The 21,547-nt window shown below is 70.0% G+C and carries 20 protein-coding genes; 10 read left to right on the top strand and 10 right to left on the bottom strand.

Going from position 1 to position 21,547, the window contains the following annotated elements; translation table 11 throughout:
• Nucleotides 1-171: 171 nt before the first annotated feature.
• A complete protein-coding gene (locus tag ACFVYE_RS30350; RefSeq protein ID WP_389607752.1) occupies nucleotides 172-771 on the top strand; it encodes a hypothetical protein in 600 nt (199 codons plus the stop codon).
• Nucleotides 772-860: 89 nt separating this feature from the next.
• Here the strand turns inward: ACFVYE_RS30350 and ACFVYE_RS30345 are convergent, their stop codons facing one another.
• From ACFVYE_RS30345 to ACFVYE_RS30330, 4 genes are all read right to left on the bottom strand, one after another.
• Entirely contained in the window at nucleotides 861-1,133 is a 273-nt protein-coding gene (locus tag ACFVYE_RS30345; protein WP_383975754.1) for a hypothetical protein, read from the bottom strand.
• 93 nt (nucleotides 1,134-1,226) lie between these two features.
• The gene (locus tag ACFVYE_RS30340; RefSeq protein ID WP_389607751.1) at nucleotides 1,227-2,792 is read right to left on the bottom strand and encodes an FAD-dependent monooxygenase; all 1,566 of its coding nucleotides are present in this window, start codon (nucleotides 2,790-2,792) and stop codon (nucleotides 1,227-1,229) included.
• Between the two features lie 273 nt (nucleotides 2,793-3,065).
• Complete coding sequence (gene rarD / locus ACFVYE_RS30335) at nucleotides 3,066-4,055, bottom strand: EamA family transporter RarD (RefSeq protein ID WP_383975758.1); 990 nt, start codon at nucleotides 4,053-4,055, stop codon at nucleotides 3,066-3,068.
• A gap of 165 nt (nucleotides 4,056-4,220) precedes the next feature.
• Nucleotides 4,221-5,081, bottom strand: coding sequence for an SDR family oxidoreductase (locus ACFVYE_RS30330; protein ID WP_383975759.1), 861 nt, complete (start codon nucleotides 5,079-5,081; stop codon nucleotides 4,221-4,223).
• 108 nt (nucleotides 5,082-5,189) lie between these two features.
• Between ACFVYE_RS30330 and ACFVYE_RS30325 the strand changes: the two genes are divergently transcribed.
• On the top strand, nucleotides 5,190-5,585 hold the full coding sequence (locus ACFVYE_RS30325; protein WP_383975761.1) for a winged helix-turn-helix transcriptional regulator: 396 nt from the start codon (nucleotides 5,190-5,192) through the stop codon (nucleotides 5,583-5,585).
• Nucleotides 5,586-5,600: 15 nt separating this feature from the next.
• On the opposite strand, the gene ACFVYE_RS30320 is transcribed toward ACFVYE_RS30325, so the two are convergent.
• The 6 genes from ACFVYE_RS30320 to ACFVYE_RS30295 form a co-directional block, all read right to left on the bottom strand.
• Nucleotides 5,601-7,556, bottom strand: coding sequence for an APC family permease (locus ACFVYE_RS30320; protein WP_383975763.1), 1,956 nt, complete (start codon nucleotides 7,554-7,556; stop codon nucleotides 5,601-5,603).
• Nucleotides 7,557-7,685: 129 nt separating this feature from the next.
• Nucleotides 7,686-8,744, bottom strand: a complete 1,059-nt coding sequence (locus ACFVYE_RS30315; protein ID WP_383975765.1) for a 2-oxoacid:ferredoxin oxidoreductase subunit beta — start codon at nucleotides 8,742-8,744, stop codon at nucleotides 7,686-7,688.
• Complete coding sequence (locus ACFVYE_RS30310) at nucleotides 8,737-10,692, bottom strand: 2-oxoacid:acceptor oxidoreductase subunit alpha (RefSeq protein WP_383975767.1); 1,956 nt, start codon at nucleotides 10,690-10,692, stop codon at nucleotides 8,737-8,739. Before ACFVYE_RS30310 ends, ACFVYE_RS30315 begins: the two co-directional genes overlap by 8 nt.
• Nucleotides 10,693-10,998: 306 nt before the next feature.
• Complete coding sequence (locus ACFVYE_RS30305; protein WP_308427387.1) at nucleotides 10,999-11,673, bottom strand: response regulator transcription factor; 675 nt, start codon at nucleotides 11,671-11,673, stop codon at nucleotides 10,999-11,001.
• 189 nt (nucleotides 11,674-11,862) lie between these two features.
• Complete coding sequence (locus ACFVYE_RS30300) at nucleotides 11,863-13,218, bottom strand: sensor histidine kinase (RefSeq protein ID WP_389607750.1); 1,356 nt, start codon at nucleotides 13,216-13,218, stop codon at nucleotides 11,863-11,865.
• A gap of 198 nt (nucleotides 13,219-13,416) precedes the next feature.
• Nucleotides 13,417-14,622, bottom strand: coding sequence for a sensor histidine kinase (locus ACFVYE_RS30295; RefSeq protein WP_389607749.1), 1,206 nt, complete (start codon nucleotides 14,620-14,622; stop codon nucleotides 13,417-13,419).
• Between the two features lie 170 nt (nucleotides 14,623-14,792).
• Between ACFVYE_RS30295 and ACFVYE_RS30290 the strand changes: the two genes are divergently transcribed.
• Genes ACFVYE_RS30290 through ACFVYE_RS30255 form a run of 8 tightly spaced genes read left to right on the top strand, consistent with a single transcriptional unit; the run spans nucleotide 14,793 to nucleotide 21,544 of the window.
• Nucleotides 14,793-15,194: an NADH-quinone oxidoreductase subunit A gene (locus ACFVYE_RS30290; RefSeq protein WP_389607748.1), complete on the top strand. Its 402-nt coding sequence runs from the start codon at nucleotides 14,793-14,795 to the stop codon at nucleotides 15,192-15,194.
• Nucleotides 15,185-15,865: an NADH-quinone oxidoreductase subunit B gene (locus ACFVYE_RS30285; protein ID WP_389607747.1), complete on the top strand. Its 681-nt coding sequence runs from the start codon at nucleotides 15,185-15,187 to the stop codon at nucleotides 15,863-15,865. Before ACFVYE_RS30290 ends, ACFVYE_RS30285 begins: the two co-directional genes overlap by 10 nt.
• Nucleotides 15,862-16,995 carry an NADH-quinone oxidoreductase subunit C gene (locus ACFVYE_RS30280; protein ID WP_389607746.1) on the top strand — a complete coding sequence of 378 codons (1,134 nt, stop codon included), beginning with the start codon at nucleotides 15,862-15,864 and terminating at the stop codon, nucleotides 16,993-16,995. The genes ACFVYE_RS30285 and ACFVYE_RS30280 overlap by 4 nt, the downstream gene beginning before the upstream one ends.
• On the top strand, nucleotides 16,992-17,960 hold the full coding sequence (locus ACFVYE_RS30275; RefSeq protein WP_383972066.1) for an NADH-quinone oxidoreductase subunit H: 969 nt from the start codon (nucleotides 16,992-16,994) through the stop codon (nucleotides 17,958-17,960). Before ACFVYE_RS30280 ends, ACFVYE_RS30275 begins: the two co-directional genes overlap by 4 nt.
• A complete protein-coding gene (locus ACFVYE_RS30270) occupies nucleotides 17,960-18,583 on the top strand; it encodes a NuoI/complex I 23 kDa subunit family protein (protein WP_383972069.1) in 624 nt (207 codons plus the stop codon). The genes ACFVYE_RS30275 and ACFVYE_RS30270 overlap by 1 nt, the downstream gene beginning before the upstream one ends.
• Nucleotides 18,580-19,134: an NADH-quinone oxidoreductase subunit J gene (locus tag ACFVYE_RS30265; RefSeq protein WP_383972072.1), complete on the top strand. Its 555-nt coding sequence runs from the start codon at nucleotides 18,580-18,582 to the stop codon at nucleotides 19,132-19,134. Before ACFVYE_RS30270 ends, ACFVYE_RS30265 begins: the two co-directional genes overlap by 4 nt.
• Complete coding sequence (gene nuoK, locus ACFVYE_RS30260) at nucleotides 19,134-19,547, top strand: NADH-quinone oxidoreductase subunit NuoK (RefSeq protein WP_383972075.1); 414 nt, start codon at nucleotides 19,134-19,136, stop codon at nucleotides 19,545-19,547. The genes ACFVYE_RS30265 and nuoK overlap by 1 nt, the downstream gene beginning before the upstream one ends.
• Nucleotides 19,544-21,544: an NADH-quinone oxidoreductase subunit L gene (locus ACFVYE_RS30255; RefSeq protein ID WP_383972078.1), complete on the top strand. Its 2,001-nt coding sequence runs from the start codon at nucleotides 19,544-19,546 to the stop codon at nucleotides 21,542-21,544. Before nuoK ends, ACFVYE_RS30255 begins: the two co-directional genes overlap by 4 nt.
• Nucleotides 21,545-21,547 lie beyond the last annotated feature (3 nt).

The raw sequence follows: 21,547 nt of genomic DNA, 5'->3' as shown, positions 1-21,547 counted from the left end.
GAGCTCCGTACCGTAGGGCCGACGGCGTCGAGGGCGAGACCCGCAGCCACCGCCCCAGTGGCCCAGGTCGTTGGCCACTGCACCGACACTGTCGGCCGTGAGGTACCTTCGCGCAGGTCAGCCAGCGGTGACAACAACACCCACCGCCCCGCCGTTCAGAACAGGCGCCCTGTGACCAACCCGCCCGGCCTCGGCCAGTCCATACCTTCCGCCAAGACCTCCACGGCCCGGATCCGTGTGGGCCCGGCCCTCGCCGCCGTCCTCCTGGCCGCCCTGCTCAGCGCCTGCGGCAGCCCCGCCGCGCCCAGCGATTCGGCCGCACCCGTCGGCGCCGGCAGCCCCGCCGACTCGGGGCTGCGCGACGGAACCGTATCGAGCCCGCCCGACCGCACCGTCTCAGGGCTGCGCGACGACGTCCGACACATCACGCGGAAGACCGCCACGGGTACCCGGCCACGCATGGTCGAGCGCTGCACCACGCGCGTCAGGAAGGTCAAGCACACCTCCAGCACCGGCAAGGGCCGCACCAGGAAAACCCGGACCTGGTACACCGATGACTCCTACAAGGACTGCAAGAAGGTCCAGCAGGGCACCAGGAGCTACACCCGCGTCGTGCGCCCGGCACGCTGGTGCGTCGAACTCGACAATGTCGGGGGCAACTCCGCCAAGGACGATGTCTGGTACGAGGTCGAATCGGCCGTCTACCACAAGGCCACGCAGATCGAGGAAGGCAGCAAGCTGTCCTTCACCCCGCTGCGCAGGGGCTGCTGACTCACCCCGCCGTTGTCCGGGTGGACGACAGGCGGGTGAGGGCCACCGCGTTCGACCGGTAGCCGCCCGCGTTGCGGTCGCACGGGCCTTCAGGCGAGCAGGCGGAGCCGGGCGTCCTTGGCGGGGCCGTGGACGTGGCTGCTGGGGAAGTGTTTCTCCAGGTACTCCTCGATGGCGTGGACACGGTACGTGGCGATCGTGCGATCGGTGCGGCGGACGTCGACCGTCGCACCGGAGCGCGGGGAATCGAGGCCGGACGGGTAGACCTGCTCCACGCTGTCGTCCGCGTGCGTGGTGGGCGAGGTTCCGCAGACGAGGAAGGACAGTGTGGACAGGGCCGCGGTGGCGGTGCGCAGGAGCACGCGGGAGTTCCCGGACGTGCGCGTAAATCGGCTCATAACATGTCAGAAAAATATAAGCATGTGATAGTTCCTGGATTGCCCACTGTGACGCGCTCAAAGCCGCCTGAATGCCGTACCGCTCAGGTGGTCCAGATAGTCCATGACGGCCCGCCCGTCGTCGGCCGGCGCGATCAGCCCCACGTGGTTGTCCGGGCGGACCAGGACGAGGGTGTCGGAGCCCGTTTCGATGCCGTACGCCGAGCGGGCGTGGCCTGCGTCGTCGGTCAGGCCGTGCCGTGCTTCCGCGTCCACCCCGTACGCCCGCACCGCGTCGCCGTACATCGTTTCCGTCGCCCGCAGCGCGTCAGCCGTGGCCGGGCCGAAGCCCAGCAGGGTGAAGTGCGGTCCGGCGAATGCCTCGAACAGCCGGGTCGGTGCGCCCGTTCCGGCGTCGCGGCAGGGGGCGTCCGGGGCGCGGTCGCCCGCTCGCAGGCGGGCGGTGGAGCCTGTGGGGGAAAGTGAGCTCCAGCGGTAGTCCAGGCCGAGGCCCGTGGTCTCCCCGGTGACCGCCGAGTCCAGGCCGCCGCCCGGCTTCCTGATCGCATCGAGCGTGACCCGCAGCCGCTCGGAGCTGATGTCCAGCGCCCAGGCGGCCACGGGCAGCCGCTCCTCCTCGTAGGTGTCCAGCAGGCCGGGATCGGCCTGGCCGGCGACGACCCGGGCGAGCTTCCAGCCCAGGTTGAACGCGTCCTGGATCCCGGTGTTCATGCCCAGTCCGCCCGCGATGGAGTGCACATGCGCGGCGTCCCCGGCCAGCAGTACGCGACCCACCCGGTAGCGGTCGGCCATGCGCTCGTTGACCCGGTACGTGGACAGCAGGGTGGCCTGCGTCAGGCGGGTGCCCGGCAGTCCGGTGTGCTTGGCGAAGAGCCTCCGGAAGCTCTCCAGCGAGGGCGGTACGGGGTCTCCCGCCCGGTCCCGCTCCGGCCCCGCCTGGAACCACCAGCCCGAGCGCGTACCCGGGATCGGGCACAGCATCACGGCGCCGTCCTCGTCGAACCACTGGTGCCAGTAGCCGCGGTCGAGGCCGTCCGCCTCCACGTCCCCGCAGACCATCATCTGCTCCTCGGTCGTCTTCCCCTCGAAGCGGACGCCGAGCAGCTTGCGCACCGGGCTGTGGCCGCCGTCGCAGCCCACCACGTACCGCGCCCCGATGCTCCGGCCGTCTGCGAGCCCGACGGTCACGGAGTCGGATCCCGCCGTCAACCGATCGGCTTCGGCGCCGAGTTCGACGTGTACGCCGTACTCCGCCAGGCGGTCCCGCAGGATCTCCTCCAGCCGCCACTGGGCGATCAGGCACCCCCGGTCGTACGGGATGTCCGGCGTCGGGCGCGATGCCCCGAACGGGTCGGTGTCGGCGATCGGCAGCCCGTTCCGGTACTTGCGCATGAGCAGCGGCGCCGAGCCCGCGGCCAGGACCCTGTCCACGACGCCGAGGTCCTCCAGGACCTCCAGGGAACGGGAGTTGGGGCCCTTGGCCCGTGAACTGCGCGGAAATTCGGGGGACCTGTCGATGATCCGTACGTCGATGGAGCGCCGGGCCAGATCGCAGGCCAGGGTCAGGCCGGTCGGACCCGAGCCGACGATCAGCACGTGGGTGGTGGGTGCGGATGCGGGCATGGAGGCTCCTCGGTTGCGGTTCCGTGGGCCTCCAGGGAATCGCAACCGAGTCAATAAAGCAACTCGGTAACTAAATCTGTGCGTCCACGGCCTCGCGGGCGTCGTGGGCGGCGCGCGCGGGTGAAGCGGAGCTTGCGCCGGTCCAGCAGGGCGATGACGAGCAGCGATCGCTTGTCGGCGCCCCGGACGCCCCGGACGTTCCGGACGTTCCGGACACCATGACCGCCCGCGCCCGCGTCCTGCTGCTCGTCCTGGTGGCGGCGGGGGCGCTGGTCACTTCGCCGGGGTTGCGGCGGAGGATGACGGAGCGGAATCCCCGGCCGTCGGTGGTGTCTGCTGCGCCGTCAGGTGCGCCGCACGGGTCTGCGCCTGCGCCCTCGTCCGCCGCGCCGTCCGGAACGCGTCCCACGTCAGCAGGGTGAGCGCCAGCCACACCAGGGCGAACCCGGCCCACCGCTCCGGCGGCATCTCCTCGTGGAAGTACAGGATGCCGAGGATGAACTGGAAGACCGGCGCCAGATACTGCAGCAGGCCGAGCGTGGAGAGCGGTACGCGGATGGCCGCCGCCCCGAAGAGGACGAGCGGCGTGGCTGTGACGACACCCGTCGCGGCCAGCAGCGCCGAATGACCGAGGCCCTCGGAGGTGAATGTCGCATCGCCCTGCGCGCCCAGCCACAGCAGATAGCCGAGCGCGGGCATGAACAGTACGGCGGTCTCGGCGGTGAGCGACTCCAGGCCGCCCATGTTGACCTTCTTCTTCACCAGGCCGTATGTCGCGAAGGAGAACGCCAGCGTCAACGAGATCCACGGCGGCTGTCCGTAACCGATCGCCAGCACGAGCACCGCCGCGACACCGGTGCCGACCGCCACCCACTGTGCGGGGCGCAGCCGTTCACCGAGGAGCAGAACGCCCATGGCGATGGTGACCAGCGGATTGATGAAGTAGCCGAGCGAGGCCTCGACGACATGGCCGTTGTTCACCGACCAGATGTACAGACCCCAGTTGACCGTGATCACGGCCGCGGCGACCGATATCAGGCCGAGCTTCTTCGGCTGCCGTATCAGCTCACCGATCCAGGACCAGCGGCGCAGCACCAGCAGTGCGATGCCGACGACCCCGAGGGACCAGACCATGCGGTGGGCGAGGATCTCGATCGCGCCGGCGGGCTTCAGCAGCGGCCAGAACAGCGGGACGATGCCCCACAGGCCGTAGGCACCGATACCGGACAGCAGCCCGGCCCGTTGTTCATTTGTTCCCTTCACGGGCCCTCCCAGCATGTCTGTGTCAACTGCTCCGCCGACTGCACGACGGTAGCGCCGGGAGGGCCCCATGTCATAGCCGTATCGCCATACGGTCATGACATGGGGCCCGCGGGATGTGGGAGAGCGGAGTTGCGTCGCGTCCGCCGTCTCGGTGACGGGGCGGAGTTACGCCGCGGCCACCGCCGCCGCCACCGTCTCGGCGAGCGGCGTCGTCGGCCGGCCGATCAGCCGGGCCAGGTCGCCGCTCGTGCCGGCGAGCAGTCCGCGCTCGATCGCGGCGTCGACGTCGACCAGGATCGCCGCGAAACCCTCGGGCAGGCCGGCGCCGACCAGGATCTCCTGGTGCACGGCGGCCGGGACGTTCTTGTGCACGATCTCCTTGCCGGTGGCCTTGGCGACCTCGGCCGCGTAGTCCGCGAACGACCAGGCGACATCGCCGCTCAGCTCGTAGACCGCGCCGATGTGACCCTCGCCGGTCAGCACGGCGGCTGCCGCGGCGGCGTAGTCGGCGCGGGTGGCGGAGGCGACCCGTCCGTCGCCCGCGTTGGCGACGACGGCGCCGTGCTCCAGGACGGGGGCGAGGTTGGCGGTGTAGTTCTCGGTGTACCAGCCGTTGCGCAGGAAGGTGTGCGGCAGGCCGGAGTCGAGGATCAGCTGCTCGGTGACCTTGTGCTCGTCGGCCAGCTTGAAGTCGGCGTCGGGGCCGCCCAGCACACCGGTGTACGCGAGCTGCGCGACGCCCGCCGCCTTGGCCGCGTCGATGACGGCGGTGTGCTGCGGTATGCGCCTGCCGACCTCGCTGCCGGAGATGAGCAGGACGCGGTCACCGGCCCGGAAGACGTCCTTGAGGGACTCGGGGCGGTCGTAGTCGGCGACGCGGAGCTCGACGCCGCGCGCGGCGAGCGGAGCGGCCTTCTCCTCGTTGCGGACGACGGCGGCGATCTCGTTCGCGGGCACGGCGGTGAGCAACTGGTCGATGACGAGACGGCCGAGCTCTCCGGTGGCTCCGGTGACAACGATGCTCATGGGGGGTTTCTCCTCTTTGGGGGCACTGGTCCTTGTTTGGGCTCGCAGATTCACTGTACGGGGTGCACTAACCAATCGAAAGTACCCACTTTGAAGTAAGGTACTGGCATGAGCGTGAGTGACCTGAGCAGGAAGCCCGATGTGAACCGGCAGATGTGCCCCTCCCGGCTGGTGCTCGAACATGTCACCAGCCGCTGGGGCGTCCTGGTCCTCGCCGCCCTGCTGGAGCGCTCGTACCGCTTCAGCGAACTGCGCCGCGAGGTCGACGGCGTTAGCGAGAAGATGCTGGCCCAGACCCTCCAGACGCTGGAACGCGACGGCTTCGTGCACCGGGACGCGAAGCCGGTGATCCCGCCGCGGGTGGACTATTCGCTCACCGGACTGGGCCGGGAGGCCGCCGAGCAGGTGTGGGCGCTGGCCCGCTGGACGGAGCGGCGCCTGGACGCCGTGCACGCGGCGCGCGAGACGTACGACAGGCAGAAGACGCAGAGCCGGTCCGGCTGATTCGGTCCGGCTGATTCAGTCCGGCTGGGGCGCGCCCCCCTCCTCCAGCGTCCGCAGCGCCCGCGAGACGTCGAACGGCAGGATCGTCACCGCCACATGCGGCAGCTGTGCCAGCGTCTTCGCCATCTGCTCCCCCGTGCCCCGGTGCAACAGCTTCCCGAGTGCGTTGCTGTAGAGCCGCCGGGGCACCAGCACCGTCAGCCAGGTTTCCCCGTCCTCCGTGGTGCGGGACACGAGCTCCTTCATCGCATGGCGCAGCCGCCGGTCCGGGCACTGCACCAGCTCCAGGGACACGGACGTGGCGGCCGTCGCCTCCCACCGGGCGGCCAGCCGTCTGGCGTACGCCTCGTCGATCGCGAAGTGCACCGCCCGGATCTCGTCCGGGTGCAGCTCATGGGCGTACCGCAGGGCCTTCAGCGTCGCCAGGTCGAGCGTCTCGACGAGGACGAAGACCAGGTGGCGGCGGAACCGCGACCGGTCGGCACCCGGAGCCTGGATGCTCTGCAGCACGGCGGCCTCGCGCCGGTACTCGCGGTTGATCCGCATCAGCGCCCACACCCCGAGCGGGAAGACCACCACGACCAGCCAGGCGCCCTCGGTGAACTTGGTGACGGCGAAGATCAGCACCACGGCGGCGGAGATGACCGCGGCGGTCCCATTGACCGCGATCTTGAGCCGGCGGTACGGCTCACGACGCCGCAGGTGGTACGCGGTGAGGCCGGCCCCGGCCATGGTGAAGGCGGTGAACACGCCGATCGCGTACAGCGCCACCAGCTTGTCCACGCTGGCGCCGGTCACCAGCAGCAGCGCCAGGGAGACGACGGCCAGCGAGATGATGCCGTTCGAGAACGCCAGCCGGTGCCCGCGCCGGGTCAGCACCCGCGGCAGGAACCGGTCCTCGGCGACGAAACTCGCGAGGTACGGAAAGCCGGTGAACGGGGTGTTGGCACCGGTGTAGAGGACCAGCGCGGTCGCCAGCTGCACGAAGACCAGCCCGGCGGTACCGAGCGGACCGCCGCCGAACGCGAGATGGGCCTCCTGCGCGATGACGGTGGGTGTGCCGTCGGTGTACGGGACGGCATGGGTGAAGTGCGCCAGCGTGGAGACGCCGAGGACCAGGACACCGAGCACGCAGCTCATCGTGATGAGGGTGCGGCGGGCGTTGCGGCCCTGGGGTTCACGGAACGCGGAGATGCCGTTGGAGATCGCTTCGAGCCCGGTGAGGGACGACCCGCCGTTGGCGAACGAGCGCAGCACGATGAAGAGCGAGGCGCCGTAGAGCCAGCCGTTGCCCGGAGTGCCGAGCGGCACGACCCCGGCGGCGTGCAGATCGGCGCGCGGCAGCTCGCCCGTGAGCCCGCGCAGCGCGGCGACGAGAAGGACGAGACCGACGGCGGTCATGAAGAGATAGGCGGGCAGCGCGAAGGCCCGGCCCGCCTCGCGGACCCCGCGCAGATTTCCGTACGCGAGCAGCACGATGACGGCGACGGAGACCGGGAGCTGGAGATGGTCCAGGCCGGTGAAGTTGTTGCCGGCCAGATGGGCGAGCGAGATCAGGGCGTTGGTACCGGCCGAGACCTGGACGGCGACGGTGACGATGTAGTCGACGAGCAGCGCCACGGCGGCGATCTGCGCGACGTTGGGCCCGAAGTTCTCCCGGGCGACGACGTACGACCCGCCCGCCCGGGTGTAGATCATCACGACATCGCTGTAGCAGAGCGTGAGAAGCAGCAGTACGAGCAGGATCGCGCCGGTCACCGGCATGAGCAGAGTGAACGCGGCGGCGCCGACGACGGGTACGAGGACCCGGAGCATCTCCTCGGAGCCGTACGCGGACGAACTGATGCAGTCGGAGGCCAGCACCCCGAGCGCTGTCCGGTTGTTCAGTTTCTCCTCGCTGATGCGCTCGGTGGTGAGCGCTCTGCCGAGCAGACGCCGCTTGATGCGGTACGCGGGGCGGTCCGGGGTCATGGCCACATGGTGCGCGGTGGCCGGTCGCCTCCCTGACCGCAATCGCCGGACGGGTCGAAATTCAGCCCGTCCGGCGATTGGAAGCACCCCTGAGGGTGCCGTCGGCCGATGTACCCCTGGGGGTGCCCGCTAGCCGACGACCGTCCAGTTGTCGTTGCCCGCGAGCAGTGCGGCCAGGTCGCCCTTGCCGTCCGACTCGACCGCGGTGTCGAGCTGGTCGGCCATCTGCGTGTCGTAGACCGGCCGGTCGACGCTGCGCAGTACCCCGATGGGGGTCTGGTGCAGGGTGTCGGGGTCGGCGAGCCGGGACAGCGCGAAGGCCGTGGTGGGGCTGGCGGCGTGGGCGTCGTGGACGAGGATCTGCGACCGGTTCTCCTCGGTGACCGCGACGACCTTGAGGTCACCCGTGGCCGGGTCGCGCACGACACCCTTGTCGTCGTCCGCGCCGAAGAGGATCGGCTGCCCGTGCTCCAGCCGGATGACGGCGTTCTGCGCCTGGTCCTTGTCCTTGAGGACCTCGAAGGCGCCGTCGTTGAAGATGTTGCAGTTCTGGTAGATCTCCACCAGCGCCGTGCCCGGGTGGTCGGCCGCCGCGCGCAGCACGCTTGTGAGGTGCTTGCGGTCGGAGTCGATCGTCCGGGCGACGAAGGACGCCTCCGCGCCGATGGCCAGGGACACCGGGTTGAAGGGGGCGTCGAGCGAGCCCATCGGAGTCGACTTGGTGATCTTGCCGACCTCGGAGGTGGGGGAGTACTGCCCCTTGGTGAGCCCGTAGATCCGGTTGTTGAAGAGCAGGATCTTCAGGTTCACATTGCGGCGCAGCGCGTGGATGAGGTGGTTGCCCCCGATGGACAGTGCGTCGCCGTCGCCCGTGACGACCCAGACGGACAGGTCGCGGCGGGAGGAGGCGAGACCGGTGGCGATGGCCGGGGCGCGGCCGTGGATCGAGTGCATCCCGTAGGTGTTCATGTAGTACGGGAAGCGGGAGCTGCAGCCGATGCCGGAGACGAAGACGACGTTCTCCTTCGCCAGCCCGAGCTCGGGCATGAAGCCCTGCACGGCGGCGAGGACCGCATAGTCACCGCAGCCGGGGCACCAGCGCACTTCCTGGTCGGACTTGAAGTCCTTCATGGACTGCTTGGCCTCGGCCTTGGGCACCAGCTGCAGGAGTTCATTGGTGTCAGGCATCGATGGCCTCCTTGAGAGCCGTCGCAAGCTGCTCGGCCTTGAACGGCATACCGTTGACCTGGTTGTAACTGCGCGCGTCGATCAGGTACTTGGCCCGGATGAGCGTGGCCAGCTGGCCGAGGTTCATCTCCGGCACCACCACCTTCTCGTAACGCTTCAGCACCTCGCCGAGATTCCTCGGGAAGGGGTTGAGGTTGCGCAGGTGGGCCTGGGCGATGGGCTGTCCGGCGGCGCGCAGCCGGCGGACGGCGGCGGTGATGGGGCCGTAGGTGGAACCCCAGCCGAGGACGAGCGTCCGCGCCTCGCCCGGATCGTCGACTTCGAGGTCGGGGACCTCGATGCCGTCGACCTTGGCCTGACGGGTGCGGACCATGAAGTCGTGGTTCGCGGGGTCGTACGAGATGTTGCCGCTGCCGTCCTGCTTCTCGATGCCGCCGATGCGGTGTTCGAGACCGGGGGTGCCGGGGACGGCCCACGGGCGGGCCAGGGTCTGCGGGTCGCGCTTGTACGGCCAGAAGACCTCGGTGCCGTCGGCCAGTTCATGGTTCGTACCGGTGGCGAACTGGACGCGCAGGTCGGGGAGTTCGTCGATCTCGGGGATCTTCCACGGCTCGGAGCCGTTGGCGAGATAGCCGTCCGAGAGCAGGAACACCGGGGTGCGGTACGTCAGCGCGATCCGGGCGGCGTCGAGCGCGGCGTCGAAGCAGTCCGCCGGGGTCTTCGGGGCCACGATCGGGACCGGGGCCTCGCCGTTGCGCCCGTACATCGCCTGGAGCAGATCGGCCTGCTCGGTCTTGGTGGGCAGACCGGTGGACGGGCCGCCGCGCTGGATGTCGATGACGATCAGTGGCAGTTCGAGGGAGACGGCGAGCCCGATGGTCTCCGACTTCAGGGCCACCCCGGGCCCGGACGTCGTCGTCACCGCAAGCGATCCGCCGAACGCGGCGCCCAGCGCGGCACCGATGCCCGCGATCTCGTCCTCGGCCTGGAAGGTGCGTACACCGAAGTTCTTGTGTTTGCTGAGCTCGTGCAGGATGTCGGAGGCCGGGGTGATCGGGTACGAGCCCAGGTAGAGCGGCAGATCCGCCTGCCGGCCCGCGGCGACCAGCCCGTAGGACAGCGCCAGGTTCCCGGAGATGTTGCGGTACGTACCCGGCGGGAAGGCCTGCGAGGCGGGTGCCACCTCGTAGCTGACCGCGAAGTCCTCCGTCGTCTCCCCGAAGTTCCACCCGGCGCGGAACGCGGTCACGTTCGCCTCGGCGATCTGCGGCTTCTTCGCGAACTTGGCGCGAAGGAACGCCTCGGTTCCCTCGGTCGGCCGGTGGTACATCCAGGAGAGCAGCCCGAGCGCGAACATGTTCTTCGAGCGCTCTGCCTCCTTGCGGGAGAGCCCGAACTCCTTCAGCGCCTCGATCGTGAGGGTGGTCAGCGGTACCGGGTGGACGTTGTACGCCTCCAGCGAGCCGTCCTCCAGGGGACTGGTCTCGTAGCCGACCTTCGCCATCGGGCGCTTGGTGAACTCATCGGTGTTGACGATGATTTCGGCGCCGCGCGGCACATCGCCGATGTTGGCCTTGAGGGCGGCCGGGTTCATCGCGACCAGGACGTTCGGCGCGTCGCCGGGCGTCAGGATGTCGTGGTCGGCGAAATGCAGCTGGAACGACGAAACCCCCGGCAGGGTGCCTGCGGGGGCGCGGATCTCGGCGGGGAAGTTCGGCAGCGTGGAGAGGTCGTTCCCGAAGGATGCGGTCTCCGAGGTGAACCGGTCACCGGTGAGCTGCATACCGTCTCCGGAGTCACCCGCGAAACGGATGATCACCCGGTCCAGGCGGCGGATCTCCTTCTCGCCGGCGCCCGTGTGATCGGGATGGGGGGCACGCTGCCCCCCGACGAGCGCCTCGCTGGCCTCATCGGCCTGTTCGGCTGGGCTACTGACCTGGCTGGTCACTGAACTGGACCTCCCTCGGGGCGGCGGCTCGGGACCGGCCGGCCCGCCGGCGGTCCCAAAGCCCACCCTACGTCGGTAAGGGTCGCCTTCCCTGGACCGATCATATGGTGGACGTGGTTTTGAGACGCGATTTGATACCGATTTGTCATGCTTCGCAAGCCCCCCAGCCGTTCGGTGAAGACGCTGTGCACTCATTCTTTGGTTCTAGGACCCCGATCGGCCCTGGTCCGGGGCGCAGGTCACCGCGACGGCCGCATCCGACCCCCGCGGTGACCTTCACCAGGTATCTGACAGGGTGTCAGCTCGTCAGGAGTTCAGGTAGGTCAGCACCGCCAGCACCCGGCGGTGATCCCCGTCACTGGGGGACAGCCCCAGCTTCAGGAAGATATTGCTGACGTGCTTCTCCACGGCCCCGTCGCTCACCACCAGCTGCCTGGCCACCGCGGAGTTCGTCCGGCCCTCCGCCATCAGGCTGAGCACCTCGCGCTCGCGCGGCGTCAGCCCGGCCAGGACGTCCTGTTTACGGCTTCGCCCCAGCAGCTGCGCCACCACTTCCGGGTCCAGTGCCGTCCCGCCCTGCGCCACCCGGACCACCGCGTCCACGAACTCCCGGACCTCGGCGACCCGGTCCTTCAGCAGGTACCCCACACCTCGGCTGGATCCGGCCAGCAGCTCGGTCGCGTACTGCTCCTCGACGTACTGCGAAAGGACCAGTACCCCGATCCCGGGATAGTCCTTGCGCAGCCGCACCGCCGCCCGCACACCCTCGTCGGTGTGGGTGGGTGGCATCCGCACATCGGCGACCACCACATCGGGCAGCGCATCCTGCCCGGCGAGGTCGCGCACCGTCTTGATCAGCGCCTCGGCGTCCCCCACCCCGGCGACGACGTCATGTCCGAGATCGGTCAGCAGCCGGGTGAGCCCCTCCCGAAGCAGTACCGAATCCTCGGCGATGACTACTCGCACCCTGTCCTCCACCATGACGCTGTATCCCCCACTGCTCGCTGGTCCCGCCTGCATGACGTCCAGCATCCCAGTTTCGGCAGTGCCGTGTCCTCGGCCGCCGGGCCGGCTTGAAATCAAGCCCGTCCGGCGGCCGAGGACGAGGGGAGGGGGAGCAGTGGGGGTGGGGGGTTCCTGTCACGGCTCCGTGGGTGTGTGCGGGTGTGCTCAGCCGCGCCACGGCAGCTCGGCCGTGATCCGTGTCGGGCCGCCCTGCGGGGAATCCACGACGAGTACGCCGTCCACCGCGTCCAGCCGCTCGGTCAGCCCGGCCAGCCCGCTGCCCGAGGACACGTCGGCGCCGCCGCGCCCGTTGTCCGTGACCTGGAGCATCAGCCGGTCCGCCGTCCGCCACACATCGACCGACGCACGGGTCGCACGTGCATGCTTGCTCACGTTCTGCAACAGCTCGGAGACCGTGAAGTAGGCGATTCCCTCGATGGCCTGGGCGGGCCTGGACGCCAGGTCCACCTCGACCGTCACGGGGACGGTGCAGCGGGAGGCGATGGCGGAGAGTGCGGCGTCGAGGCCTCGGTCGGTGAGGACGGCGGGGTGGATGCCGCGGGCGAGGTCGCGGAGTTCCTGGAGGGCGACCTTCACCTCTCCGTGGGCCTCGTCGACCATGCGGGCGGCGGCCTCGGGGTCGTCCGTCAGCTTCTCCTTCGCCAGGCCCAGATCCATGGCGAGGGCGACGAGCCGGGCCTGTGCCCCGTCGTGCAGGTCCCGTTCGATGCGGCGCAGGTCGGCGGCGGCCGTGTCGACGACCACCCCGCGATCCGACTCCAGCTCCAAGACGCGTGTCGCCAGCCGGGACGGACCGAGCAGCCCGGCCACCATCACCCGGTCCACGCCCGCCAGACCACGGATGATCCAAGGCGTGACGAGGACGAGTATCAGGCCGCACACGCTGGTCGCAGACAGCTCGAAGGGGGAGTTGAGGTAGACGTCATGGGTGCCGTCGCTGTACAGCTGAAGGCCGCCGGCCCCCACGTATGTCGGGAAGATCCAGTGCCACAGGGGGTAGGTCAGGGTGGCCCACCCGCACGACCAGAGCGTCAGCGAAACGGTGAAGGCGAAGATCGCCCACGGGAGGTGCAGCAGCGCGTAGAGCAGATGCCGCCAGGACACCCCGCTCTTGAGGACTGCGCCCACCCAGGACAACAGGCCGCCGGTTTTGCCGCGCACCGGCGCCGGGTCCGCCACGTCCAGCTTCAGCAGCCCGCGCGCCCGGGCCCGCTCCATCGCGCCGAAACCGCGGCACATGGCCAGCGCGCCGGCCAGGATCGGAACCCCGAGGAAGGTGATCAGCATGCCGATACCCAGCGTCGTCAGGGTGATCGAGAGGCTGAACAGGACCACGCTGATCGGCAGGCTCAGCAGCAGATAGCCGAACTCGCGCCAGGTCCTGCCCTCGAAAGGCGCGCGCAGCGCGGCCGGGAAGAAGTGCTTCACCGGGGGATGGTCCCCGAAACCGGCTCCGGACCGCTGGTGGTCCCGAGTGTCCGGTCCGTATGCCGTGGCCATGGGTGCAGTCCGTTTCTTCTCATGGAGCCGGTTTTTCCGGTTGGTTTCGGGGTTCCGGCCGGTACATCAAGGGTGCTGGGTCGCGGGTCGGCGCACCATGAGGGCGGTATCCCTCTTCGACCGGGGGTTTTCCCCACCCTCTCAGGCGGCTCAGGGGGCTGGGCGCAGGCGTGCCGGCCTTCCGGGGTCGCCGGGCCTCTAGGGGTGCTTGGCCGCCCCCGTACGATTCGGCTCCCTCTCCCGGTCCCGCCAGGGCAGCTCCGCGGTGACCGTCGTAGGACCGCCGGCCGGCGAGTCGAGGACGAACAGCCCATCCACGGCGCCCAGCCGTTCGGCCAGCCCGGCCATACCCGTACCGCCGTCCATCCGGGCCCCGCCCTGCCCGTCGTCGGTGACCTGGAGCATCAGCCGGTCCGCCGTCCGCCACACATCGACCGACGCACGGGTCGCACGTGCATGCTTGCTCACGTTCTGCAACAGCTCCGAGACCGTGAAGTAGGCGATTCCCTCGATCGCCTCCGCGGGACGCGCCGGCAGATCCACTCCCACCGTCACGGGGACGGTGCAGCGGGAGGCGATGGCGGAGAGCGCGGCGTCGAGGCCTCGGTCGGTGAGGACGGCGGGGTGGATGCCGCGGGCGAGGTCGCGGAGTTCCTGGAGGGCGACCTTCACCTCTCCGTGGGCCTCGTCGACCATGCGGGCGGCGGCCTCGGGGTCGTCCGTCAGCTTCTCCTTCGCCAGACCGAGGCCCATGGCGAGGGCGACGAGCCGGGCCTGTGCCCCGTCGTGCAGGTCCCGTTCGATGCGGCGCAGGTCGGCGGCGGCCGTGTCGACGACCACCCCGCGGTCCGACTCCAGCTCGGCGATCCTGCGCTCCAGCTCGTCGGAGGGCGAGAGCAGCCCGCGCGCCATCGCCCGGTCGGCATTGGTGAGGAGCCGCGCGATGTAGGGGAGCACCGGCCACAGCACGACGAGGCTCACGAGCGTCACGGCGAAAGTGAGTACGCCCCAGGGAAGCCGTATGAAGGAGTACAGCACCGCCCGCCAGCCCACCGGGTCCGTGAGGCTCGACCACAGCCAGGGGAAGAACCCCTGTTCCCGGCGGGACAGAACCATCGGGCTCGGCTCGTCGATCCGCACCCCGAGCATCGCCCGCGCCCGGCCCCGCTCGGCCCTCCCGATCAGCCGCGCCCCTTGCAGTCCGGCGGCGAGCAGAGGCAGACCGATCACCGTGACCGCAAGCCCCACGCCGATACCGATCATGAACACTGTGTAAACAAACCCGGCGATGGTCATGGGGAGGTTGGCCAGGAGATAGGCGATCTCCTTCCATGTCCACCGGTCGAGGACGGAGCGGGTGGGCGGTGGCCGGTCGTTGTCGGGCACCAGGGGGCTCATGGTCATACGCCCCAGCCTGCCGGGCGGGGCCCGCGCACGCCATGGGGCTCGTGGGTGGGGTGAAGTAGGGATAACCCCACCCGTTGTCCGATGCGACTGCTTACCCTCTCTTTAACAGGGCCTAGACTCCCGTGCGTACAGATCGTCGAACAAGTTTGAGGGAGCGAGGGGCGGACGTGGCGGACCTGCCGGAATCGACCGTTCTCGCGTCGGACTACTTCCACAGCTATTCAGTGGTCGGACTGCTCGCTGTGATCGGCGTGATGTTCGTCGCCGTCGCCTTCGGTGCCGGCCGACTGCTGCGCCCCGTGGTTCCCACGCCGGAGAAGCTCCTGACGTACGAGTGCGGCGTGGACCCGGTGGGTGAAGGATGGGCACATACCCAGGTCCGTTATTACGTCTATGCCTTCCTGTACGTGATCTTCGCCGTCGACTCGATCTTCCTGTTTCCGTGGGCGACCGTATTCGCCGCACCCGGATATGGGGCGACGACTCTGGTGGAAATGTTCATCTTCCTCGGTTTCCTGGCCGTAGGACTGCTCTACGCATGGAAGAAGGGCGTCCTCGAATGGACGTGACGAGCCCGCCGCCCCCCGAGCACCGGCCCGCAGTGCAATCGGGACCGGAGCCGACGCCCGAGGTGGGGTCCGAACCGCAGCCCGTTCCGACGTTCCTGCCGGAGCCCAAGCGGCTCGGTGTGCTGTCGCGCCTGGCTCCCGAACCGATGAAGGTGGTCCTGAACTGGGGCCGCCGCTACAGCCTCTGGGTCTTCAACTTCGGGCTCGCCTGCTGCGCGATCGAATTCATCGCCGCCTCCATGGCCCGGCACGACTTCATCCGGCTCGGCGTGATCCCGTTCGCTCCCGGCCCGCGTCAGGCCGACCTCATGATCGTGTCCGGCACGGTGACGGACAAGATGGCTCCGGCCGTGAAGCGGCTGTACGAGCAGATGCCCGAGCCCAAGTACGTCATCTCCTTCGGCGCCTGCTCCAACTGCGGCGGCCCGTACTGGGACTCGTACTCCGTGACGAAGGGCGTCGACCAGATCATTCCGGTCGATGTCTATGTCCCCGGCTGCCCGCCCCGGCCCGAGGCGCTCCTCCAGGGCATCCTCAAGCTGCAGGAGAAGATCGCCCGCGAGTCGCTGGGCGAGCGGTACGCGACGGGCGGCGGCAGCCGTCCTTCCACCGCCGCACTGCGCAGCGGCCTGGTCGCCGCTCCGCCGACACCGGGGGAGGGGCAGAAGTGACCGGTACCGAAAGCCATGACCGGGAAAGCTACGACCGGCTTCCGGACGCCGCCGCCGAGCTCTTCGGCGAGGACGCGACGGCCGAGTACGCCTACGACCTGCTGACCGTCGATGTACCGGCCTCCTCCTGGATCGCCGCTCTCGAAACGGCCCGCGACCGGCTGGGGTGCACCTATTTCGACTGGCTGAGCGCTGTCGACGAACCGGGCACCGGCTTCCGGGTCTGCGCCCATGTCGCCTCCCTGGCCGAGGGCAGGGTCCGTCGGCTCTTGATCCGTACGACCGTTCCGCACGAGGCGGCGGTCCTTCCCACCGCCATCGACATCTACGCGGGCGCCGCCTGGCACGAGCGCGAGACACACGAGATGTTCGGCATCGGCTTCGAGGGCCACCCGCACCTGGTGCCGCTGCTGCTGCCCGAGGGCTTCGAGGGCCACCCGCTGCGCAAGGACTTCGTGCTGGCGGCACGCGTCGCGAAGGCCTGGCCGGGCGCGAAGGAGCCGGGCGAGTCGGAGCACGGCGGCCCGAAGCGGCGCACGATGCTGCCGCCCGGCGTCCCCGACCCGAACGAATGGGGCCCCCTCAAGGGCCAGCTCCCGCCCGCCCCGTCCCGACCGGCCCGTGCCCCTCGCGCGGCGGGCGACCGCCCGGTACGCCGTGCCCGCAGCGTGAGCGAGGGCTCGGCCGGCCAGCAGCCGGAGACGGCAGCACCGGCCACCGAGCCCACACCTCCCGCGACCCCGCGCCGTACCCGCAGCGCGTCCCAGGGCTCGGCCGGCCAGCAGCGCGAGGCGGCGAAGCCGGGGACGGCCGGGGCCGAGGCACGGGAACAGGCGGGACCGAACGCGTCGGGGACGGGGACGGCAGAGCCGAACCCCGGAGGCGGCGACGCTCCCTGGCACCACGCCCGCCCGGCCTTCGACACGACCGGGGGCCCGGGGGCGGCGCCCCCGGTTCGGGAAGGGGCGGGCGGGGGAGAGGCCCCGCGCAGCGGCACCCCCATCCCGGAGGCCACGCCCACCCCCGGCACCACAGCCCCCACGGACACCCCCGACCAGCCCGAGCCCCCGGCCCAGGACCCCGCATCCGAGCCGGCCCCCGACCGCCCCGCCGGAGGCGATACCGCGTGAACGACGCACTGGACGTCGCCCTCCGGCTCGTCATCGTCTTCGCCGTGTTCATGGTCCTCCCCCTCGTCGTGGGGCAGACCGAGCACAAGGTGATGGCCCATATGCAGGGCCGCCTCGGACCCATGTACGCGGGCGGCTTCCACGGCTGGGCCCAGCTCGTCGCGGACGGCGTGAAGTTCGCGCAGAAGGAAGACATCGTCCCGGCCGAGGCCGACCGCCGTATCTTCCAGCTCGCGCCGGCCGTCGCACTGCTCCCGTACCTCCTCGTGCTCGTCGCCATCCCGATCGGCCCCGGCGAGGGCGCGGTCGGACAGCTCGTCGACGCGGGCATCTTCTTCGTGCTCGCCGTGATGGGTGTCGGAGTGCTCGGCTCGCTGATGGCGGGCTGGGCCTCGGCCAACAAGTTCTCCCTTCTCGGGGGCCTGCGCACCGCCGCCCAGCTGCTCGCGTACGAACTGCCGATGCTGCTCGCCGCGGCGTCCGTCGCGATGGCGGCAGGCACCGTCTCCCTCCCGGGCATCCTCAACGCCTTCGAGTGGTGGTGGCTGCCCTGGCAGATCGTCGGCGCCCTGGTCTTCTTCGTGGCCGGACTCGCCGAACTGCAGCGCCCGCCGTTCGACATGCCGGTCGCCGACTCGGAGATCATCTTCGGCGCGTACACCGAGTACACCGGCCTCCGTTTCGCACTGTTCCTGCTCGCCGAGTACGCGGGCATCGTCGTCCTGTGCGGACTGACCACCGTCCTCTTCCTCGGCGGCTGGCACGGCCCGTTCGGCGCCGACGGACTCGGCTGGGTCTGGACGCTCCTCAAGACCGCGGTCCTCGCCTTCGTCGTCATCTGGCTGCGCGTGAGCTACCCCCGGCTCCGGGAGGACCAGCTGCAGAAGCTCGCCTGGACGACCCTCATCCCGCTCGCTCTCGCGCAGATCGCGCTCACCGGCATCGTGAAGGTGGCGATCAACTGATGGCTGCATCGCTCCCGCCCTCGCGGCCCCGGATCCCCGGCTCGGGCCTGGCCAAGGGCCTGGCCGTCACCCTGCGGACGATGACGAAGAAGACGGTCACCGCGCAGTACCCGGATGTCCAGCCCGAGCTCCCGCCCCGCTCCCGCGGTGTCATCGCACTGTTCGAGGAGAACTGCACGGTCTGCATGCTCTGCGCCCGTGAGTGCCCGGACTGGTGCATCTACATCGACTCCCACAAGGAGACGGTGCCCGCCGCCACCCCGGGCGGGCGTGAGCGCAGCCGCAACGTCCTCGACCGCTTCGCGATCGACTTCTCGCTCTGTATGTACTGCGGTATCTGTATCGAGGTGTGTCCCTTCGACGCACTGTTCTGGTCGCCGGAGTTCGAGTACGCGGAGACGGACATCCTCGAACTCACCCATGAGCGCGACAAGCTCCGCGAATGGATGTGGACGGTGCCGGAACCGCCCGCACTCGACCCTGGCGCCGAGGAGCCGAAGGAGATCGCCGCCGCCCGCAAGACGGCGGAGAAACTCGAAGCCCAGCGCGCCAAGGAGGCGCAGGAAGCCCAGCAGGCCCAAGAGACCCAGCAGGTTCAGAGAGAAGAAGAGGGGGAGGAGTGACACTCGCAGCCGCCGCGGCCCACTCCGGCTTCCTCTCCCCGACCGGCATCGAGATCGCTTTCGTCCTCGTCGGCATTGCCACCCTCGGCGCAGCCCTCGTCACGGTCACGACCAAGCAACTGGTGCATGCCGCCCTCTGGCTGGTCGTGGCGCTCGGCGGTCTCGCCGTCGAGTACCTCCTGCTCACCGCGGAGTTCATCGCCTGGGTGCAGGTACTGATCTACGTCGGTTCCGTGGTTGTCCTCCTTCTCTTCGGGCTGATGCTCACCAAGGCCCCCATCGGCCGCTCCCCGGACGCCGACTCGGGTAACCGCTGGGCGGCCCTCGGTGTGGCGGTCGCCGCCGCCGGCGCGCTCGTCTGGGTCGTCGTCGACGCCTTCCGCACCACTTGGATCGACCTGGACGGACCGGCCCAGGGCTCCACCGAGGTGACCGGCGCCTTCCTCTTCCGGCACTGGGTGCTGCCGTTCGAAGCGCTCTCCGTCCTGCTGCTCGCCGCCCTCGTCGGCGCGATCGTCCTGTCCCGCAAGCGCAGTAAGGAGCAGAGCTGATGCACCTCGCCTATCCCGCCGTGCTCGCCGCCCTCCTCTTCTGCACCGGGCTGTACGGAGTGCTCGCCCGCCGCAACGCGATCCTGGTCCTGATGTCCGTCGAGCTGATGCTCAACGCCGTCAACCTCAACCTGGTCGCCTTCGACGTCTGGCTCCGCGACACCCTGCACTCCGGCCAGGCCCTCACCCTCTTCACCATCGCCATCGCGGCGGCGGAGATCGGGATCGGCCTGGCGATCGTCCTCGCCGTCCACCGCAACCGCGGCAGCTCGGACATCGACCGCCTCCGCGACACCGCCGAGACCGACGCCGCCGAAACCCTCCCCGGCGATGAGGCCGACGAGACCCACGGCACCGAAGACCAGGCCACTGCTCCGGCAGGGAAGGCAAAGAAGGCAGAGGCCACCGCGTGACCACCACGACCCTCGCCGTCCTCGTCCCCCTTCTTCCGTTCCTGGGCGCCGCGGCCGGTCTCCTTCTCGGACGCACCGCCCCCGGATATGTACGCCCCCTCGCCGTACTGCCCACCCTCGCCGCCTTCGTGCTCGCCGTCGTCGTCGCCTCGGACCAGGGCGGCGGCCGGGCCATCGACGCTGCGACCCGACTCACCCCCACCGGCTCGGTCCCGATCGACCTCGCCCTGCACCTCGACGGTTTCGCGGTCCTCGTCGCCGTCCTGGTCGGGCTCGTCGCGACCTGTGTGCAGATCTACTCGACCGCCTATCTGCGCGACGACCCCCGCTACCCCTCGTACACGGCTCTCGTCTCACTCTTCACCGCCGCGATGCTGCTCGTCGTCTACTCCGGCGACCTGATGGTGCTCCTGGTCGGCTGGGAGATCATGGGCATCTGCTCGTACTTCCTCGTCGGCCACTACTGGGAGACGCCCGAAGCCCGAGCCGCCTCCCTCAAGGCCTTCCTGGTGACCAAGCTCGGCGACGTCCCCTTCCTGATCGGCCTGTTCGCGCTCGCCGCCGACACCGGCACATTCCGTATCACCGGCATCCTGGGCGCCGTCGCGAACGGCGGCCTGGACCACCCCACCGTCGTCGCCCTGCTGCTCCTCGCGGGCGTCGCCGGCAAGTCCGCGCAGTTCCCCCTGCACACCTGGCTGCCCGACGCGATGGCCGGCCCCACCCCCGTCTCCGCGCTGATCCACGCCGCGACGATGGTCGCCGCCGGTATCTACTTCGTGGCCCGACTCCTCCCCGTCTTCGCCCAGTCCGGCGCGGCCCTCGTCGTCCTCGCCGTGATGGCGGCGATCACGATGATCGGCTCGGGACTCGCCGCCCTCGCCCAGGACGACATCAAACGGGTCCTCGCCTACTCGACGATCGGTCAGCTCGGCTACATGTCCGGCGCCCTGGCCGTCGGCGACCGAGGTGCCGCCGTCTTCCACCTCCTCTCCCACGGTGCGTTCAAGGCCGTCCTCTTCCTCGCGGCGGGCGTCGTCATCCACGCCGCCGGGACCAACTCGCTGGCCGCCATGTCCCGTATGGGCGGCCTGACGAAGCGCATTCCGGATGCCTACTGGACGATGACCGTCGCCCTCCTCGCGCTGGCCGCCATCCCGCCGTTCGCCGGCTTCTTCTCCAAGGAAGCCGTCCTCGTCGCCGCCGAGCACACCGCACTCGGGGACCGGCACGTCGCCCCGGCCGCCGCCGGCTGGACCGTCCTCGTCGCCGGACTGCTCGCCGCCGTCCTCACCGCCGCGTACGCCACCCGCCTCTGGCTCCTCGCCTTCCGGGGCCGCGGTGCCGAGACCCCCGACCACGGCAGGCAGCCCGTCGCGATGACCGCCGTCCTCTGGGTGCTCGCCGTACCCACCATCGCCTTCGGACTGACCGTCGGCTCGATCACCGACTGGTTCGACGGCCACAGCCTCACCCCGTCCCTGACCACCGCCGTCCTCTCCACGGGCGTCGGCCTCGTCGGAGGCCTCGTCACCTACGGCGCCTGGCGCCACACATCGGCACTCGCCGCCCGCACCCCCGTCGGCACCGTCGTCGCCCACCCCGACGCCGAACCCGCCCTTGTCGAGGCCCAGGCCATGTCGGCGCACACCGCCGCCTACGGCACCGACGGGGACGCCCCCGACCCGGCCGACCCCGGCCGCCTGCTGCTCGGCCCGCTCCACCGGCACGCCGCCGCCGGCTTCCACCTCGACGCCCTGTACACGACCCTGTTCGTCCGCCCCGTCCAGGCCGCGGCGAGCCTCGTCCGCTTCCTGGACCGCGAGGTCGTCGACACCTACGTACGAGGCTCCGGCACCGGCGCACGCTGGCTCGGCATCGCCGTCCGCCGCGCCCAGACCGGCAATGTGCAGACCTACCTCAGCGCACTGCTCGCCGGTTCCCTAGTCCTGGCGATCGCCGCCGTCGTTTTTGCCAACGTCAACGCCGGGTCGTGAGCC

Origin of the sequence: Streptomyces sp. NPDC058239 (genome assembly GCF_042882185.1) — a bacterium.
Taxonomy (GTDB): domain Bacteria; phylum Actinomycetota; class Actinomycetes; order Streptomycetales; family Streptomycetaceae; genus Streptomyces.
The sequence above is the reverse complement of the archived record's forward strand: the minus strand, read 5'-3'. Positions and strand labels throughout refer to the sequence as shown.

Coding starts and splice junctions, on each gene's coding strand:
- ACFVYE_RS30340 (WP_389607751.1), bottom strand. CDS start 2,792: ATGCCCGCATCCGCACCCACCACCCACGTGCTGATCGTCGGCTCGGGT.
- ACFVYE_RS30330 (WP_383975759.1), bottom strand. CDS start 5,081: ATGAGCATCGTTGTCACCGGAGCCACCGGAGAGCTCGGCCGTCTCGTC.
- ACFVYE_RS30325 (WP_383975761.1), top strand. CDS start 5,190: ATGAGCGTGAGTGACCTGAGCAGGAAGCCCGATGTGAACCGGCAGATG.
- ACFVYE_RS30320 (WP_383975763.1), bottom strand. CDS start 7,556: ATGACCCCGGACCGCCCCGCGTACCGCATCAAGCGGCGTCTGCTCGGC.
- ACFVYE_RS30315 (WP_383975765.1), bottom strand. CDS start 8,744: ATGCCTGACACCAATGAACTCCTGCAGCTGGTGCCCAAGGCCGAGGCC.
- ACFVYE_RS30305 (WP_308427387.1), bottom strand. CDS start 11,673: ATGGTGGAGGACAGGGTGCGAGTAGTCATCGCCGAGGATTCGGTACTG.
- ACFVYE_RS30300 (WP_389607750.1), bottom strand. CDS start 13,218: ATGGCCACGGCATACGGACCGGACACTCGGGACCACCAGCGGTCCGGA.
- ACFVYE_RS30295 (WP_389607749.1), bottom strand. CDS start 14,622: ATGACCATGAGCCCCCTGGTGCCCGACAACGACCGGCCACCGCCCACC.
- ACFVYE_RS30285 (WP_389607747.1), top strand. CDS start 15,185: ATGGACGTGACGAGCCCGCCGCCCCCCGAGCACCGGCCCGCAGTGCAA.
- ACFVYE_RS30270 (WP_383972069.1), top strand. CDS start 17,960: ATGGCTGCATCGCTCCCGCCCTCGCGGCCCCGGATCCCCGGCTCGGGC.
- nuoK (WP_383972075.1), top strand. CDS start 19,134: ATGCACCTCGCCTATCCCGCCGTGCTCGCCGCCCTCCTCTTCTGCACC.